Origin of the sequence: Faecalimonas sp. (assembly GCA_029264305.1) — a bacterium.
Lineage (GTDB): Bacteria > Bacillota > Clostridia > Lachnospirales > Lachnospiraceae > Faecalimonas.
The window spans coordinates 89,290-107,475 of the sequence record JARICA010000022.1 but is presented as its reverse complement, the minus strand read 5'-3'; the positions used below and the strand labels follow the sequence as shown (position 1 = coordinate 107,475).

The window sequence follows — 18,186 nt, the reverse complement described above, 5'->3', positions numbered from 1 at the left end:
TATGATTTTAGCAATAGATATCGGAAATACAAATATTGTAATAGGTTGTTGCGATGAAAACAAAATTTATTTTGTGGAGCGCTTATCAACGAATAGTACAAAGACAGAATTAGAGTATGCGATTAGTTTTAAAAATGTATTGGAATTATATAAGATTGATCCTAAAGAGATTGATGGAGGAATTATATCTTCTGTTGTACCACCGATAACGAATATTGTTCGTGATTCGGCTGAAAAAGTATTAGGAAAAGCAGTAAAAATAGTAGGACCAGGAGTAAAAACCGGATTAAATATTCTAATGGATAATCCAGCCCAAGTTGGAAGTGATAGAATTGTAAATGCTGTAGCAGCAATCAATGAATACGCAACTCCTCTTATCATTATAGATATGGGAACAGCAACAACATTTTGCGTTGTAGATGAAAATAAAAATTATATTGGTGGTATGATTCTTCCTGGGGTAGGTATTTCTGTGGATGCATTGACAGCAAGAACATCTCAATTGTCAAGAATTAGTATCGAATCACCGAAAAAACTTATAGGGAAAAATACAATTGATTGTATGAAAAGTGGAATTATTAATGGAAATGCAGCTTGTATTGACGGTATGATTACACGAATTAATCGAGAACTTGGTCAAGAAGCTACTGTTATTGCAACAGGAGGATTATCCAAAAAAATTGTTCCGTATTGTGAACAAAAAATTTGTATAGACGATGAACTTTTGCTAAAGGGACTTCGCTTAATATATGAAAAAAATAAGTAGTGGTATAGTATGAGAAATTATAAAATGATAATTGCTTATGATGGAACGAAATATCAGGGGTGGCAAAGACAGTCTAGTACCCCCTTGACTATACAGGGAATATTGGAAACTACAATTAGTGAAATAGTAGGATATTTTGTGGAAATAGATGGTTCTGGACGCACTGATAGAGGAGTTCATGCGATTGGACAGGTAGCTAATGTGAAATTAGCAGGGAAGATAGAAGAAAGAAAATTTCAGGAACAGTTGAATAAAAAATTACCTGAGGATATTCGCATTCGACAAATAAAGCTTGTTCCCAATTGTTTTCACAGCAGGTTGAGCGCTGTTGCGAAAACATATGAATATGTTGTGGATACACGGGAAAAACCAAATGTATTCACAAGGAAATATTGTTATCATTATACGAAAACGCTAGATGTGCAATGTATGCAAGAAGCTGCAAAAAAATTAGTAGGTAGACACGATTTTTCGGCGTTTACAGATAAAAAAGATGAGAAATCAGCAGTGAGAATACTGTACAATATAAAAATAGAAAAGCATGGTTATAAAATATATTTTCGTTTTTATGGAAATGGATTTATGTATCATGAGGTTAGAATTCTTGCAGGCACATTGTTAGAAGTTGGAACAGGCGAACGTACTATACAAAGTATATCTGAAGCGTTACAATCGAAGAATAGAAGTGATGCAGGTTTTTTAGCGCCAGCACTTGGACTTGTATTGAAAAAAGTAGAGTATAAATAATCTAAAGGGGGAGAAAGAATGAAATTAATTTCGTGGAATGTAAATGGAATACGTGCCTGTGTTCAAAAAGGGTTTTTAGATTTTTTTCATGAAGTAGATGCAGATATATTTTGTATACAGGAAAGCAAAATGCAAGAAGGGCAACTCAGGTTAGAATTGGAAGGATATCATCAATATTGGAACTATGCGGAACGAAAAGGATATTCGGGTACGGCGATTTTTACCAAGGAAGAGCCGATCTCTGTTTCGTATGGAATGGGAATAGAAGAGCATGATAAAGAAGGAAGAGTAATCACATTGGAGTTTCCAGAATTCTATTTAATCACTGTATATACTCCAAATTCTCAAAATGAATTGGCTAGATTAACCTATCGAATGAAATGGGAAACAGATTTTCTTTTATATTTAAAAAAATTAGAAGAAAAGAAGCCAGTGATTTTTTGTGGAGATCTTAATGTAGCACATAAAGAAATAGATTTGAAAAATCCAAAAACAAATCGAAAAAATGCAGGATTTACGGATGAAGAAAGAAATAAGTTTGAAGAACTTTTAAATGCAGGTTTTATAGACACATTTAGATATTTTTATCCAGAAAAAGAAGGAATATATTCTTGGTGGTCATATCGGTTTAAGGCAAGAGAAAAGAATGCAGGATGGAGAATAGATTATTTTTGCGTATCAGAATCTTTACAAGATAAATTGGAAGATGCAAAAATTTTAACAAATATATTTGGATCAGATCATTGTCCGGTAGAGTTGGACTTAAAATAGGAGGCATGATATGAGAATAAAAGCAGAAGATGCGATTGCGATTGTGGTTGATTATCAGGAAAAATTGATTCCTGTTATGCATAAAAAAGAAGACTTATTGAAAAATACAAGTATTTTGCTTTCTGGTTTGAAGGAACTACAGATTCCTATTGTTGTTACACAACAATATACAAAGGGACTTGGACAAACGGTCAAAGAGATTTCAAATGTTATAGGACAATTTAACTATTTGGAAAAAGTTGCATTTAGTGCTTTTGAAGAGATTAAACAAGTAATCGAGGGGAAAAAATACGTTATTGTATGTGGAATTGAGGCACACATTTGTGTATTGCAGACGTTACTTGATTTAAAAGAAAATGGATATATTCCAGTGTTAGTCGAAGATTGCATTTCTTCACGCACACTACATAATAAGGAAATCGCATTGGAGAGAGCAAAACAAGAAGAAGTTATTTTGACAACATATGAATCGATATTGTTTGAATTAATGAGAACTGCAGGAACAGATACGTTTAAGAAAATACAAAAATTAATAAAATAAGGTGTGAGCAATTTGCTCTCACCTTATTTTATTTGTTTACTACCACCCACCATCTAAACCGATAATTTGACCTGTTAGGTAGTTATGATCATTTGCAATATCAAATACAAGTTTTGCCACTTCTTCAGGTTTTCCGAATCGACCTGCTGGAATTTCTTCTTCTAAAACAAGGCGTTCTTCTGCATCTAGTTGTGCGTTCATAACTGTATCAATGGCACCACAGGCGATGGCGTTTACCTGTATATTACTTGGAGCAAGTTCTTTAGCTAAAGCCTTTGTGAATCCGTGTAGACCTGCTTTTGATGCAGAATATGCAACTTCACAGGAAGCACCTACATTTCCCCAAATAGAAGAAATTTGTATGATTTTTCCGCTTTTTTGTGATACCATATGAGGTATGGCTTCTTTAGAACAGTAGAAAGCAGATGAAAGGTTTGTTTGTATTAAATGATTCCATTCTTCAATAGTCATATCCGTGAGTAAACCAATATAAGAAATGCCGGCATTATTGATTAGGATATCAATACCATCGCATTTGTTCTGGATTTGTGCAAATATATTTTTTACATCGTCAGGTTTCCCAATATCACCTGTAACAATGTAACACTCACCTGTATTCATGGACTCAATTTCCTGTTTTACTTTTTCTAAATCAGAAATAGAACGTGAACAATTAATAAAGACACGAAAGTTCTTTTGAGCAAAAAGCAATGCAATGGCTTTTCCTATACCTCGAGAAGCTCCAGTAATAAGTACGTTTGTTTTGTTCATAGACCTATCCTCCAGTTAGACATTTTTTAAAAATGCTCTTTTGAGATATTATACATAAAAAACAAGAATAGTCAAAGGCAATACTTTTCACATATATGGAAAAGTGGTATGATAAAAATGTCATTTTATAACGGAAAAAGGGAGTTCCCAGGAAGGATGTGGCCTATGATAGAAGAAGCAATTCGATTTGCAACAAGAGCACATGAAGGACAATTCAGAAAAGGAACGAATAAGCCTTACATTGTGCATCCACTGGAAGTTGGTGAGATTCTTTCGGAAATAACAGAAGATGAGGAAATTATTGCAGCAGGAATTTTACATGATACAATTGAGGATTGTGCTAATGTAACAGCAGATATTTTGAGAAAACAATTTGGAGAACGGGTTGCCACATTGGTATTGCATGAGAGTGAGGATAAAACAAAAAGTTGGAAAGAAAGAAAAAGTACTACAATTGAAAAATTAAAAACAGCACCATTGGAAGTGAAATATATTGGATTAGCAGATAAATTATCAAATATAAGAGATATAGATAGAGATTATCCAATATATAAAGAGGAACTTTGGAAGCGGTTTCGTATGAAAGATAAAAATATAATAGGGTGGTATTATAAAGGAATAAGAGAAGCACTTAGAGATTTGCGAGAACTTCCAGCTTATAAAGAGTATTGTCGACTTGTAGATAAAAATTTTTCTTAATCTATAGTGGGTTGATTATCTTTTGTTCTTGCGATAGAATAGTAATGCTAATTTAAAACAGAGGAGAAAATAATAAATGAGAAAACGAATATTGATGATTGGTACAGGAGGAACGATTGCATCAAAACAGACGGAGAATGGATTGAAACCAGGATTGTCCTCAGAAGATATTTTATCCTATATTCCACAGGTAGAACAAGTATGTGAAGTAAGGACGATGCAAGTATGTAATATAGATAGTACAAATGTTACCCCAGAACATTGGACGATTTTATCAAAAACAATAGAAGAACAATATGATAAGTACGATGGATTTGTTATTTGCCATGGAACAGATACATTGGCATACACAGCTTCAGCTCTTTCTTATATGATTCAACACTCAAGAAAACCTATTGTTATCACAGGGGCACAAAAACCAATTAACATGGATGTGACAGATGCAAAAACAAATTTATTAGATAGCTTTATTTATGCTGCTGATGAGGAGTCGCAAGATGTTAACATTGTGTTTGATGGAAAAGTTATTGTGGGAACTCGTGCAAAGAAAGTAAGAGCAAAGAGTTATAATGCATTTGAAAGCATTAATTTTCCATATGTTGCAGTCATTCAAGATGGTAATATTATACGCTATATTCCAACTGTTCCACATAAAAGCAGAGTACGTTTTTATCATGAGATGAAAAATAGTATTTATGTATTGAAATTGATACCAGGAATGAAACCGGATATTTTATCTTATATTTTTAAAGATTATGATTGTATTGTAATAGAAAGTTTTGGAGTAGGCGGAATGCCAGAAAGTATTGTACACGAATTTTATGATCAAATGTCTTCATGGAAAGAAAAAGGGAAGTTGGTTGTTATGACAACACAAGTAGCCAACGAAGGCAGTAATATGACAGTGTATGAAGTTGGACAAAAAGTAAAGCAAGATTTTGATTTGATTGAAGGATATGATATGACATTAGAATCTATTATTACAAAGTTGATGTGGCTTATGACTTTGCCTAATTTACAGTTTGAAGAAATCAAAGAAATGTTTTATCAGACGCTGAATCATGATATTCTGTTTAGAGAAAACTAGGAGGAAAAGATGGATAAGAAAAAGTTTATTAAAGAATATGGATTTATAACACTTGGAATTTTTATTATTTCTCTTGCTGTATATTTTTTCATGATCCCAAGTAATGTTATTGTGGGAAGTTTATCTGGTCTTGTTATTGTTCTTGCAAATTTTATTCCGTTACCAATATCTGTAATGACGTTCATATTAAATGCGGTATTACTTGTGATTGGATTTATTTTTATAGGAAAAGAGTTTGGTGCTAAGACAGTTTATACTTCTATAATGCTTCCAGTATTTTTGTTTCTTTTTGAGAAAATTGTACCAAATAATAAGTCGTTAACAAATGATATTTTAATCGATACTATTTGCTATATACTTGTTGTAAGTATTGGTCTTGCCATGCTATTTAATGCAAATGCATCATCAGGTGGACTTGATATTGTAGCAAAGATTGTAAATAAATACCTTCATATAGAAATTGGAAAGGCAATGACAATTACAGGCATGTGTGTGGCTGTAAGTTCTATGCTAGTATATGGTACAAAAGAAGTTATCTTAAGTATTTTAGCGACTTATGTAAATGGTATTGTTATTGATAACTTTATTGGAGGATTCAATAGAAGAAAACGTGTTTGCATTTTGTCAGATCATTATGAAACTGTGCAGAAATTCATAACAGAAGAATTGAAACGTGGAGTAACATTGTATACGGCTATGGGTGGTTACAATAAGACGGAGAAAATTGAGGTTGTAACAATTCTTACACAAAATGAGTATGGAAAACTTCTTGAATATCTTCACACAGTAGATATGCGTGCGTTTGTAACTGTTTCGACAGTTAACGAAGTTATTGGGGAATGGAATGTAAAAACAAAAGCGAGAGGATAAAAATAGGGACGGGAACGTCCCTTTGTTATTTTAAAGGAGAAAAAAAGATGAAAAATTATCAATATATTTTATTTGACTTAGATGGAACATTGACAGATTCACAGGTAGGTATTACCACCTGTGTTGCATACGCTTTGGAGGATTTTGGTATACATACAGAAAATCTTGAGGAACTTAAAAAATTTATAGGACCTCCGTTAAAAGAATCCTTTATGAAGTATTACAATTTGACAGATGAAGAAGGCGATAAGGCTGTTGAAAAATATAGAGAACGTTTTGCAACGATTGGCTTATATGAAAACGAAGTGTATGTAGGAATTCCTCTATTGCTAGAAAAACTAAAAAAACAAGGAAAAACACTTCTTGTTGCTACATCAAAACCAACTGTATATTCTGAGAAAATCTTAGAACATTTTGGATTAAATAAGTATTTTTGTTTTGTTGCAGGAAGTGAATTAGATGGTACTAGGGTAAATAAGGCTGAAGTTATTCAGTATGCATTAGAAAAAAATGATATTACAGATTTGCAAAAGGTTGTAATGATTGGTGATAAAGAACATGATATGATCGGTGCAAATTTCTGTGGAGTAGATTCTATTGGGGTTCTTTATGGATTTGGAGACCGTGAAGAATTGGAGAAGCAAGGAGCAACATATATTGCAGAAACAGTTAATGATTTAGAAAAAATATTATTGTAATAAAGGATGAAAAGATGAGGTTATTATATCAATTTGGTGTTATTTTAACGATGACATTTATTGGAGAGGTTTTGCATAGTGTTATTCCTCTACCAATTCCAGCAAGTATTTATGGACTATTATTAATGCTATTTTGTCTGTGTACAAAGATTATAAAATTAAATCAGGTAAAAATAGCTGGAGATTTTTTAATAGATATTATGCCTCCTATGTTTATTCCAGCAGCTGTTGGGATTATAGTGGCGTGGGCGGATTTAAAGGAAATATTACTACCAGTGATAGTTATTACATTTATAACAACAGTAATTGTTATGGTGTGTACAGGAAAGATTACGCAGATGATAATTCGCTTAAAGAAGAGGGGGGAAAATAGTGAAAACAATAGTAACTGAATCAGTTTATTTTGGGGTGACAATTAGCATTGTCGCTTATGGGATTGGATTATTTTTAAAGAAAAAATTAAAGTGGGGAATTTTAAATCCGTTACTTGTGTCAATCGTATTTGTGGTTGGTTTTCTTCTTGTTTTTCACATTGATTATGATACGTATAATGAAACGGCGAAATATTTAAGTTATCTTTTAACCCCAGCAACGGTAGCATTGGCAATTCCTCTTTATCAGAAGATTACTCTGTTGAAAGAAAATGGTCTAGCGATTTTTCTTGGAATAGTATCAGGTGTTTTATCTAGTCTTTTTAGTGTATTGGTATTGGCATATCTCTTTGGATTATCTCATCGAGAATATGTTACATTATTACCGAAGTCTATTACAACGGCTATAGGAATCGGGGTAGCAGATGAACTTGGTGGAATTACAACAATTACAGTAGCTGTTATTATTGTGACTGGAGTACTTGGCAATGTCATAGGACAAAGCGTGTGCAAACTGTTTAAAATATATGAGCCGATTGCGGTAGGACTTGCGTTTGGTACTTCTTCCCATGCTGTGGGAACAGCAAAAGCATTGGAAATTGGAGAAATCGAAGGGGCTATGAGTAGTCTTTCGATTGTAGTATCAGGATTGATTACAGTTGTTGGAGCATCTGTATTTGCAACGTTTTTATAAATACTTCTAATAGTGGATGATTATTCTTAGGGAAACCGTATTTTTACGGTTTCCTCAATTCTTTCAATTCTAAATAAATTTTCCTAAAAGAAAATGATTTTGTAGTTTTAAATAAATTCAATATAGTTATTTCCTAAATAAAGAATGTTTGAAAATGTTATTTTGAACAAAAAAGAACATAAATATAATTAAAATATTGACTAAATTTGATAAAAGTAGTAATATAAAACAAAATAAAACAAAAACAAACATCAATTAACATTCGAAGGTGTTATAAGAAGAAATTTAGAAAGGGGTGAAAATATGCCACAATGTGTAGTGATTGCAGATGATTTGACAGGAGCAAATGCCACTGGAGTGTTATTAAAAAAGATGAATTATAAAGCATATACCGTTATGAACATGGAACGAATTGAATTGGAAATGGTATCAGAATGTGATTGCGTGTTATATCCGACAGATAGCAGAGGAGTAGATGCGGAAATATCTTATAACCGGGTGAGAAATGTTTGTAAACTGTTGAAGAATGAAGAGGTAAAAGTATATTCAAAAAGAATTGATAGTACCCTTAGGGGAAATTTAGGGAGTGAGACAGATGCAATGTTAGATGAGTTAGGGGAAGAATATATAGCGATTGTTGCTCCCTGTTTTCCGAGTTCGAAAAGAATTGCCATAGGTGGATATATGTTAGTGAATGGAATTCCCTTGCACAAAACAGATATTGCTATTGATCCCAAAACTCCAGTAAAAAAATCAGAGATTGCAGTATTATTTGCTGAACAAAGCAAATATAAAGTGTCGTTGATTTGTATGAAGGATTTGATGCATGGAAAACATTATTTAGCGAATAAAATGAAAGAATGTGTGCGAACTGGAAGTAGAATTTTAGTGTTAGATTGCATAACCCAGGAAGATTTGGACTTGATTGCAGATGCGGTTATTACGAGTAAATTAAAGATTGTAGCAGTAGATCCAGGAGTATTTACCGCAACATTATCTAGAAAATTAATTGTTCCAGCAGAGAAAAACGAAAAAAGTCGAATACTTGCAGTTGTTGGAAGTGTAAATCCTAATACGAGATATCAACTAGAAGAGCTATGGTTATCACAGCGTACAAATAATGTATTTGTACAAACAAAAGAATTATTAGAAGGAGAGTCAAAAAGAACAAAGGAAATTGAACGTGTAATAGAAGCGATTCTTGCAGAAAGCAGTAAGAATATTATATCTACAGTAGTTGGAGATGGTATTTATCCGGAAAATAGAATTGATTTTATTCCATATATGGAGAAAAATAATTGTTCATTGGAAGAAGTGACAGAGTGTATTAACAGTGCTTTTGCAGAAATTACATATCAGATTTTTAAAAGGGAAACAAGTTTTAAAGGGCTGTACACAAGTGGAGGAGATATAACAGTAGCTATTTGTAGAAAATTCAAGACAGCAGGTCTCTTATTAAAAGATGAAGTGCTTCCATTAGCAGCATACGGGCAGTTTTTGAAAGGTGAGTTTGAAGGCGTACATATTATTACAAAAGGGGGGAGTCAGGGAGAAAATGATGCTATTAATCGGTGCATAACATATCTAAAAGAAAAATTATACATTTAGGAGGGAAAAAGATGAAGAAACCATTTATAGCAATTCCTATTGGAGATCCAGCAGGTGTTGGACCAGAAATAGTAGCAAAATCTCTTGCGACCAAAAAAGTAGTAGAGGCTGCAAATTGTGTGATTGTTGGAAATAAAGAAGTAATGGAAAATGCTATTAAAATTACGAAAGAAAATTTGACAATTCGTATGATTGATGAAGTAGACCAGGGAGACTATAGAGAAGGTGTTTTAAATCTTATTCATATGGATAATATGGATATGGGGCAATTTTCATTTGGAAAAGTAAATGGAATGTGTGGAAAAGCAGCATATGATTATATAGAAAAGAGTATTGAATTAGCGAATGATGGAAAAGTAGATGCAGTAGCTACAACTCCTATTAATAAAGAATCTTTACGTGCAGGAAGTGTTGATTTTATTGGTCATACGGAAATTTTTGGAGCATTAACGCATACAGAGGATCCTTTGACAATGTTTGAAACAAATGGATTAAGAGTATTTTTTCTTACAAGGCATGTTTCTTTAAGAGAAATGTTAGATATGATTCGGAAAGATAGAATTATAGATTATGTAAAACGTTGTACAAAAGCATTAGAAAAATTAGGGGTAGCAGATGGGGTTATGGCAATAGCAGGATTAAATCCACACAGTGGAGAGCATGGTTTATTTGGATGGGAAGAAGTAGAGGAAATCGCTCCAGCAGTTAAAGAACTACAAAGGCAAGGGTACAGTGTAGAAGGTCCTATAGGGGCAGATTCTGTATTTCATCAAGCTGCACAAGGAAAATATAGTAGTGTGTTGTCTTTGTATCATGATCAAGGGCATATTGCAACAAAAACATTAGATTTTGAGAAAACAATTGCAATTACAAATGGAATGCCAATTTTAAGAACGTCTGTAGATCATGGAACGGCATTTGATATTGCAGGAAAAGGATTAGTAAGTGCAGTTAGTATGATTGAAGCAATTTTACTCGCAGCGAAATATGCTCCAAATTTTAAAAGATAGGAGGTCAGATTATGGTAAATGGACTTAGCGGAGAACGAATGTTACTTGGACTTGGGATTGGAATTATTGTTTTAATTTTTTTGGTATTAAAAACAAAAATACAAGCATTTTTAGCGCTGATTATTTGTACAGTTATTGTAGGTGTAGTAGGGGGCATGCCGTTAAATAATATTACATTAGAAGATGGAAGAACATTCGGTATTTTGAATTCAATTACAAGTGGATTCGGTGGAACATTAGCTAGTATAGGAATTATAATCGGTTTTGGAGTTATGATGGGACAAATCTTTGAGGTGACTGGAGCTGCAAAGAGAATGGCTCATACATTTTTAAAATTGTTTGGCAAGAAAAGAGAAGAAGAGGCATTGGCTTTTACTGGCTTTCTTGTGTCTATTCCTATTTTTTGTGATTCTGGATTTGTTGTACTTGCACCAATCGCAAAAGCAATTTCAAAAGTAACAAAGAAATCTGTCATTGGGCTTGGAGTTGCTTTAGCGGCAGGTTTAGTTATCACACATTCACTAGTTCCACCTACACCAGGACCATTAGGAGTGTGTGGGATTTTTGGTGTTGATGTTGGAAGTTTTATTTTAATGACAATCCTTTTAGCAATTCCTATGGCGATTGCTTGTATTGCATATTCACGGTTGTATTTGTCTAAAAAATATTATCGTATTCCTAACGAAAATGGAGAAATTGTAGAAGCGAAATATCAAGAACCAGATTATGATGCCGCTTTTTCTATGGATATGAAAAATCTTCCAGGTGTATTAGAATCCTTTATTCCATTACTTATTCCTATCATTTTGATTTTAGTGAATACAGTAGCAACAGCAATGGGGAAGACAAAAGGAATTATGAGTGTATTGATATTCTTAGGACAACCGATTATTGCTGTTGGGCTTGGCTTAGTAGTAGCTATTTTTACATTGGGAAGAAAATTAGATAGACATACCGCATTGGTAGAAATGGAAAAAGGAATGATGTCAGCAGGAATTATCATGTTGGTTACTGGTGGTGGTGGTGCACTTGGACAAATTATTAAAGATTCGGGACTTGGAAATTTTATGGCAGAAGGACTTGCGAAAACAGCAATTCCAATTATTATATTACCATTATTAATTGCTACGGCAATGAGATTTATTCAAGGATCTGGAACGGTTGCAATGACGACGGCAGCAAGCATTTCGGCTCCAATCATTATTGCATCTGGAGCAAGCCCACTTTTAGGAGCTGTAGCTTGTTGTGTTGGTTCATTGTTCTTTAGTTATTTTAATGATAGTTATTTTTGGGTAGTTAACCGCACATTAGGTGTTAGCGAAGCGAAAGATCAACTTAGGGTATGGTCAATTACATCGACAGTAGCTTGGGCAGTTGGTGTAGTAGAATTATTAATCTTAAATATCTTTATGTAAACAAATACTTGGAATATTACGTTATGAAACAAGGTATTCCAAGTGTTTTTTTGCTTTAACTATGGTATACTGAAAACAAGTTAGGTTAGCGATGCAAGGAGGGAATGAAATGCTTGCGGCAGAAAGAAGAGAGAAAATAACAGAATTTCTCCATCAGCACGGTAGTGTAGAGGTTGAAGAATTGGCAAAAGATTTAAATGTGAGTACGATGACCATACGACGAGATTTGTTGAAACTTCAACAAGATGGAAAAATTGAGAGATGCCATGGTGGAGCAGTAATAAAACAAGAAGTAACATATATAGATAAACAAACGAGTTATCGTGAAGAAAAAATTGCAATTGCAGAAAAATGTGCTGAGTATGTGGAGTCAGGAAATACAGTATTTTTAGATGCAGGAACAACAACATATGAAATTGCTAGAAAAATCATGGAGATTCCAGATATTTTGGTTGTAACAAATGATTTGGAGATTGCACAATTATTGAAAAATAGTCAGGTTGAATTATTTGTATGTGGAGGGTATGTACAAAAATCTACGGGAAGCATGTTTGGGCGTTATGCAACACAGATGTTAAAAGATTTTAAATTCGATATAGGATTTTTTGGTGCTGCATCTATAAATGATCAATTTGAGGTGATGACACCTACCATAGATAAAATGTGGTTGAAAAGAGAAACACCGAAACAGTGTACGAAAGTTTATTTAGCTGTGGACGGTTCTAAATTTGGTAGACAAGCAATGTCAAAGATTAATTGTTTAAGTGATTATACTGGAGTTGTTACAGAAAAAAGTTTTAGTAAAGAAGAAGAAGAAATTTTGAGCAAAATGGGAGCAAATATTATAAAGAGTACCATATAAAAAAGGAAAGAGAAAAAACTCTTTCCTTTTTATGTTATTGATAAATTCTTTTGTTTTCATCTTTTGATTCTGTTGTTAATTGAATTCCAAGGCGTTTAAACATTTTTGTATCTACCGAAGATAAACGAACAGTTGTGTGTACTTGACATCCCTTTAATTTTGGAATTTGTTCTAAGGCAAGTTCAGCATTTGAATTAGATGCAGCACTGATTGATAGAGCAAGAAGAACTTCATCTGTGTGTAAACGTGGATTTTTACTTCCAAGATATTTTGTCTTTAAAGTTTGAATTGGTTCTATTGCTTCTGGTGAAATCATATGAAGTTCATCATTTATTTTGCAAAGATATTTCAATGCATTTAAAAGAAGAGCAGCGGATGCTCCGAGTAAATTAGATGTTTTTCCAGTAATAATTGTTCCATCATCTAATTCAATTGCAGCAGCAGGTGCACCTGTTTCTTCAGCACGTTTTAATGCAGCAGAAACAACAATGCGATCATCAGTTGTAACGTGAGCTTGTTTCATTAATAATTCAATTTTGAAAATCTCTTCTTCTGAATGAGTTCCTTCAGAAAGCCCATTTAATGCGTCGTAATATCTACGAATAATTTCCTGTTTAGATGCGTTTTGACAAACTTCATCGTCGGAAATACAGTTTCCAACCATATTTACCCCCATATCTGTTGGAGATTTGTATGGATTTTCACCGTAAATTTTTTCGAAAATTGCATCAAGTACAGGAAAAATTTCTACGTCACGGTTATAATTTACTGTAGTCACACCGTAGGTTTCTAAATGAAAAGGATCAATCATATTGACATCATTTAAGTCGGCGGTAGCAGCCTCGTAAGCGAGATTGACAGGATGTTTTAGTGGGATATTCCAAATAGGAAAAGTTTCAAATTTGGCATAGCCAGCACGAACACCTCGTTTATGTTCATGATAAAGTTGAGAAAGGCAAGTTGCCATTTTTCCACTTCCAGGACCTGGAGCTGTAATGATAACAAGGGGTCTTGAAGTTTCGATGTAATCATTTTTTCCATATCCATCATCACTTACAATGAGAGGGATATTTGAAGGATATCCTTCAATACAGTAATGAATATATACTTTGATTCCTAAATGTTCGAGTTTACTTTTAAATAAGTTGGCACTATTTTGTCCAGAGTATTGAGTAATTACAACACTTCCTACAAATAGCCCATTTTCTTTAAATGCTTCCATCAAACGAAGAACATCAGTGTCGTATGTGATTCCTAAATCACCACGAATTTTATTTTTTTCAATGTCCCCAGCACTGATAACAATAACAATTTCCGCTTGATCAGAAAGTTGCATAAGGAGGCGGAGTTTACTATCAGGAGCAAACCCTGGTAATACTCTAGATGCGTGATAGTCATCAAATAGTTTTCCTCCAAATTCTAAATATAATTTGTTATCAAATTGGTTGATGCGTTCACGGATATGTTCCGATTGCATTTTTAAATATTTGTCATTATCAAATCCGATTTTCATAAACTTGCTTCCTCTTCCTTTAATTTGTATAAGTAACTTGTCATACCTAAAAAAACAGTATACTACAAAAAGAGAAATTTGTCTAAAACTATTTAATAGAAGTTTTAGAAATGGATAGTAGTTTTCACAATCTTTTTATTGATTTATAAGGAAGCCATACTTATAATAGAATAGATGATAAATAGGAGGAAGGATATGGATAATAAAAATAATAAAAATAAGAATAAAAACCAGAAAAACAACAAGCAGGGTTGGGCGATTATTCTTTTTACAACACTAGTGACATTGCTTTTAGTGTTAGGATTATATCAATTTATGCCAGGAAGTAATCCAAAGGAGATCTCGTATAACAAGTTTTTGGAAATGGTTGATCAAGGGAAAGTACAAAAAGTTAAGGTTTATTCAGATAAGATAGAGATTACTCCAAAGAAAAGGGATGGAAGCAAGGATACAGAATTTATGTTTCCAGGGATGGCACCGAAATATTATACGGGTGTTATGAAAGATGATACATTATCAGATAGATTGTATAAGGCAAAAGTAGAATATAGACGTGATATTCCAGATTCTGGTAGCGAGATTTTTTGGAACATTATGCTTACATTGGTATTACCTACATTACTCTTATTTGGAGTGTTCTCATTTTTTATGAGAAAAATGTCAAAAGGTGGAGGAATGATGGGAATTGGCAAAAGTAATGCCAAGATGTATGTAGAGAAACAAACTGGAGTAACCTTTAAAGATGTGGCCGGTCAGGATGAAGCAAAGGAATCGTTACAGGAAGTAGTTGATTTCCTTCATAATCCAGGAAAATATACAAGTATTGGTGCAAAACTTCCAAAAGGTGCGTTGCTTGTAGGACCACCGGGAACAGGGAAAACACTTTTAGCAAAAGCTGTTGCGGGAGAAGCGAAAGTACCATTCTTTTCGCTTTCAGGTTCGGCATTTGTGGAAATGTATGTTGGTGTAGGTGCTTCGAGAGTAAGAGATTTGTTTAAACAGGCACAAGCCATGGCACCATGTATTATTTTTATCGATGAAATCGATGCTATCGGAAAAAGTCGTGATAATGCTATGGGAAGTAATGATGAACGTGAACAAACACTAAATCAATTGTTAGCAGAGATGGATGGATTTGATACAGATAAAGGACTTTTATTATTAGCTGCTACAAATAGACCAGAAATTTTGGATCCAGCTTTACTAAGACCGGGACGTTTCGATAGACGAATTATTGTAGATGCACCAGATTTAAAAGGTCGTGTCGATGTGTTAAAAGTACATGCAAAAGATGTAAAAATGGATGAAACGGTGGATTTAGAGGCAATTGCTCTTGCAACTTCAGGAGCTGTAGGTTCAGATCTTGCGAATATGATTAATGAAGCTGCAATCAATGCGGTTAAAAATGGAAGGCAAGTAGTTTCACAAGCAGATTTATTTGAAGCTGTAGAAGTTGTTCTTGTAGGAAAAGAAAAGAAAGACCGTATTATGAATGCAGAAGAAAGAAAAATTGTTTCATATCATGAAGTTGGTCATGCATTGGTAAGTGCATTGCAAAAAGATGCAGAACCTGTGCAGAAAATTACAATTGTACCGAGAACAATGGGAGCTTTAGGATATGTTATGCAGACTCCGGAAGAAGAGAAGTTTTTAAATACGAAGAAAGAGTTAGAAGCAATGCTTGTAGGTATGCTTGCAGGTCGTGCTGCAGAAGAAATTGTTTTTGATACAGTTACAACAGGGGCTTCAAATGATATTGAAAAAGCAACCAAGATTGCTCGAGCAATGATTACGCAATATGGAATGTCTGAAAAATTTGGTTTGATTGGTTTGGAATCTATTCAACATAAATATTTAGATGGACGTCCAGTAATGAATTGTGGAGAAGAAACGGCAGCAGAGATTGATAGAGAAGTAATGAAAATGTTAAAAGATGCTTATGAGGAAGCAAAACGTCTTCTTTTGGAAAATCGTGAATCATTGGATAAAATTGCTGCATTCTTAATTGAAAAAGAGACAATTACAGGTAAAGAATTTATGAAGATTTTTCATGAGGTGCAAGGAAGTGAAGAGGAGCCACAGAAATCAAGAATAGAAATGAGAGTGGAAGAATCGGAACAGTTAGAATCTGTGAAAGAAGAAAATACAGAAGAACTTAAGAAAACGGAAGAGTAAAGAACTCAAAAGATTGCGACTATGTTCGCAATCTTTTTTTTGTAGTGAGTATTGTTAAAGTTGAATAAAAAAATGCAAAAATAAAAAATATATAAAGAAAAAATGAAATATTTCTTGCAAAATAAAGGGGAGTGTTATACCATAAATATAGTAATTAAACAAAAGGAGAAAAACTATGAATCAAAAAAACGAAAAAAAAATTCTGTGGTACAGCCTTGCGTTTATGGCGTTTGGTGGTGTATGGGGATTCGGTAATGTTATTAATGGATTCTCAGAATACAATGGTCTACAGGCAATCGTTGCTTGGATAATTGTATTTGGTATTTACTTTGTACCATATGCGTTGATGGTAGGTGAACTTGGTTCTGCATTTAAAAATGCGAATGGTGGTGTAAGTTCGTGGATTTCAGCGACTATGGGAAAGAGACTTGCTTACTATGCAGGTTGGACATATTGGGTAGTACATATGCCTTATATTTCACAGAAACCAAATTCAGCAGTTATTGCAACAAGTTGGATTTTGTTCCAAGACAGTAGAGCGAGTCAAATGAACACAACAGTGATGCAAATTTTATGTCTTGCAATCTTTTTCTTAGCATTATATCTTGCATCTAAAGGTGTTTCTATGTTAAAGAAAATTTCTACACTTGCTGGAACAACAATGTTTATCATGTCTATTTTATACATTGTATTAATGATGGCTGCTCCAGCAATTACAAATGCACCATTATTAGAAATTGATTGGTCTTTAAAAACATTCATGCCAACATTTGATATGAAATTCTTTACAGGTTTATCAATTCTTGTATTTGCAGTAGGTGGTTGTGAGAAATTCTCACCATATGTAAATAAGACAGAAAATCCAGCAAAAGATTTTTCAAAAGGTATGATTGCTTTGGCTATTATGGTTTCTGTATGTGCTATTTTGGGAACAATTTCAATGGGAATGATGTTTGATTCTAAACATATTCCTGCTGACCTTATGACAAATGGTGCATATTATGCATTCCAAAAATTAGGAGATTACTACCATGTAGGAAACTTATTTGTAATTTTATATGCCATTACACAATTTCTTGGACAGTTTTCTGTTATGGTTATTTCTATTGATGCACCACTTTGTATGTTACTTGGAAACTCTGATGAGAACTATATTCCAAAATCAATGTTTAAACAAAATAAACATGGTGCATATACTAATGGACATAAATTAGTGGCAGTAATCGTAAGTATTTTAATTATTATTCCTGCATTTGGTATTAAAAATGTAGACGTTTTAGTAAAATGGCTTGTAAAATTAAATTCAGTATGTATGCCATTACGTTACTTATGGGTATTTGTTGCTTATATTGCATTGAAAAAAGCAGGAGAAAAATTTGCTCCTGAATATAAATTTGTAAAGAATAAAACAGTGGGTATTATTTTTGGAGCATGGTGCTTTATCTTCACAGCAATCGCTTGTGTTGGTGGAATTTATTCAGAGGATTTATTCCAACTTGTATTAAATATTCTTACACCATTTGTTCTTTTAGGATTAGGTGCGATTATGCCTGTTTTAGCAAAAAAATCAAATAAATAGAAATATGAA

General features: G+C 33.4%; 18 protein-coding genes. 16 read left to right on the top strand and 2 right to left on the bottom strand.

What is annotated here, in order from left to right; translation table 11 throughout:
- Position 1: 1 nt before the first annotated feature.
- Genes ACY2U7_RS08590 through ACY2U7_RS08575 form a run of 4 tightly spaced genes read left to right on the top strand, consistent with a single transcriptional unit; the run spans position 2 to position 2,825 of the window.
- Positions 2-766 (top strand): type III pantothenate kinase, encoded by a 765-nt coding sequence (locus ACY2U7_RS08590; protein WP_461813059.1) that lies wholly within the window; start codon positions 2-4, stop codon positions 764-766.
- A gap of 9 nt (positions 767-775) precedes the next feature.
- Positions 776-1,513 (top strand): tRNA pseudouridine(38-40) synthase TruA, encoded by a 738-nt coding sequence (gene truA, locus ACY2U7_RS08585; protein ID WP_461816243.1) that lies wholly within the window; start codon positions 776-778, stop codon positions 1,511-1,513.
- Positions 1,514-1,531: 18 nt separating this feature from the next.
- Positions 1,532-2,284 carry an exodeoxyribonuclease III gene (gene xth / locus ACY2U7_RS08580; RefSeq protein ID WP_461816242.1) on the top strand — a complete coding sequence of 251 codons (753 nt, stop codon included), beginning with the start codon at positions 1,532-1,534 and terminating at the stop codon, positions 2,282-2,284.
- 10 nt (positions 2,285-2,294) lie between these two features.
- Positions 2,295-2,825 (top strand): isochorismatase family protein, encoded by a 531-nt coding sequence (locus ACY2U7_RS08575; protein ID WP_461813056.1) that lies wholly within the window; start codon positions 2,295-2,297, stop codon positions 2,823-2,825.
- 39 nt (positions 2,826-2,864) lie between these two features.
- On the opposite strand, the gene ymfI is transcribed toward ACY2U7_RS08575, so the two are convergent.
- Positions 2,865-3,596 (bottom strand): elongation factor P 5-aminopentanone reductase, encoded by a 732-nt coding sequence (ymfI, locus tag ACY2U7_RS08570; protein ID WP_461813055.1) that lies wholly within the window; start codon positions 3,594-3,596, stop codon positions 2,865-2,867.
- Between the two features lie 165 nt (positions 3,597-3,761).
- Here ymfI and ACY2U7_RS08565 point away from each other — a divergent pair, with 165 nt between their 5' ends.
- The 10 genes from ACY2U7_RS08565 to ACY2U7_RS08520 all read left to right on the top strand — a co-directional run bounded on the left by ACY2U7_RS08565 (position 3,762) and on the right by ACY2U7_RS08520 (position 12,910).
- Positions 3,762-4,295 carry an HD domain-containing protein gene (locus tag ACY2U7_RS08565; RefSeq protein ID WP_461813054.1) on the top strand — a complete coding sequence of 178 codons (534 nt, stop codon included), beginning with the start codon at positions 3,762-3,764 and terminating at the stop codon, positions 4,293-4,295.
- Positions 4,296-4,371: 76 nt separating this feature from the next.
- The gene (locus ACY2U7_RS08560) at positions 4,372-5,382 is read left to right on the top strand and encodes an asparaginase (protein WP_461813053.1); all 1,011 of its coding nucleotides are present in this window, start codon (positions 4,372-4,374) and stop codon (positions 5,380-5,382) included.
- Positions 5,383-5,391: 9 nt separating this feature from the next.
- The gene (locus tag ACY2U7_RS08555) at positions 5,392-6,252 is read left to right on the top strand and encodes a YitT family protein (RefSeq protein WP_461813052.1); all 861 of its coding nucleotides are present in this window, start codon (positions 5,392-5,394) and stop codon (positions 6,250-6,252) included.
- Between the two features lie 47 nt (positions 6,253-6,299).
- Positions 6,300-6,950 (top strand): HAD family hydrolase, encoded by a 651-nt coding sequence (locus tag ACY2U7_RS08550; RefSeq protein ID WP_461816241.1) that lies wholly within the window; start codon positions 6,300-6,302, stop codon positions 6,948-6,950.
- A gap of 14 nt (positions 6,951-6,964) precedes the next feature.
- The gene (locus ACY2U7_RS08545; RefSeq protein WP_461816240.1) at positions 6,965-7,342 is read left to right on the top strand and encodes a CidA/LrgA family protein; all 378 of its coding nucleotides are present in this window, start codon (positions 6,965-6,967) and stop codon (positions 7,340-7,342) included.
- On the top strand, positions 7,323-8,015 hold the full coding sequence (locus ACY2U7_RS08540) for an LrgB family protein (protein WP_461813049.1): 693 nt from the start codon (positions 7,323-7,325) through the stop codon (positions 8,013-8,015). The genes ACY2U7_RS08545 and ACY2U7_RS08540 overlap by 20 nt, the downstream gene beginning before the upstream one ends.
- Positions 8,016-8,318: 303 nt before the next feature.
- Positions 8,319-9,623 (top strand): four-carbon acid sugar kinase family protein, encoded by a 1,305-nt coding sequence (locus ACY2U7_RS08535; RefSeq protein ID WP_461813048.1) that lies wholly within the window; start codon positions 8,319-8,321, stop codon positions 9,621-9,623.
- Between the two features lie 11 nt (positions 9,624-9,634).
- Positions 9,635-10,633 carry a 4-hydroxythreonine-4-phosphate dehydrogenase PdxA gene (gene pdxA / locus ACY2U7_RS08530; RefSeq protein WP_461813047.1) on the top strand — a complete coding sequence of 333 codons (999 nt, stop codon included), beginning with the start codon at positions 9,635-9,637 and terminating at the stop codon, positions 10,631-10,633.
- Positions 10,634-10,644: 11 nt separating this feature from the next.
- On the top strand, positions 10,645-12,048 hold the full coding sequence (locus ACY2U7_RS08525; RefSeq protein ID WP_461813046.1) for a GntP family permease: 1,404 nt from the start codon (positions 10,645-10,647) through the stop codon (positions 12,046-12,048).
- A 109-nt stretch (positions 12,049-12,157) separates the two neighbouring features.
- Complete coding sequence (locus tag ACY2U7_RS08520; RefSeq protein WP_461813045.1) at positions 12,158-12,910, top strand: DeoR/GlpR family DNA-binding transcription regulator; 753 nt, start codon at positions 12,158-12,160, stop codon at positions 12,908-12,910.
- Between the two features lie 34 nt (positions 12,911-12,944).
- On the opposite strand, the gene ACY2U7_RS08515 is transcribed toward ACY2U7_RS08520, so the two are convergent.
- A complete protein-coding gene (locus ACY2U7_RS08515) occupies positions 12,945-14,423 on the bottom strand; it encodes a DUF1846 domain-containing protein (protein WP_461813044.1) in 1,479 nt (492 codons plus the stop codon).
- A 195-nt stretch (positions 14,424-14,618) separates the two neighbouring features.
- Here ACY2U7_RS08515 and ftsH point away from each other — a divergent pair, with 195 nt between their 5' ends.
- Positions 14,619-16,598, top strand: a complete 1,980-nt coding sequence (gene ftsH / locus ACY2U7_RS08510) for an ATP-dependent zinc metalloprotease FtsH (protein ID WP_461816239.1) — start codon at positions 14,619-14,621, stop codon at positions 16,596-16,598.
- 175 nt (positions 16,599-16,773) lie between these two features.
- On the top strand, positions 16,774-18,177 hold the full coding sequence (locus tag ACY2U7_RS08505; RefSeq protein ID WP_461813042.1) for an APC family permease: 1,404 nt from the start codon (positions 16,774-16,776) through the stop codon (positions 18,175-18,177).
- Positions 18,178-18,186 lie beyond the last annotated feature (9 nt).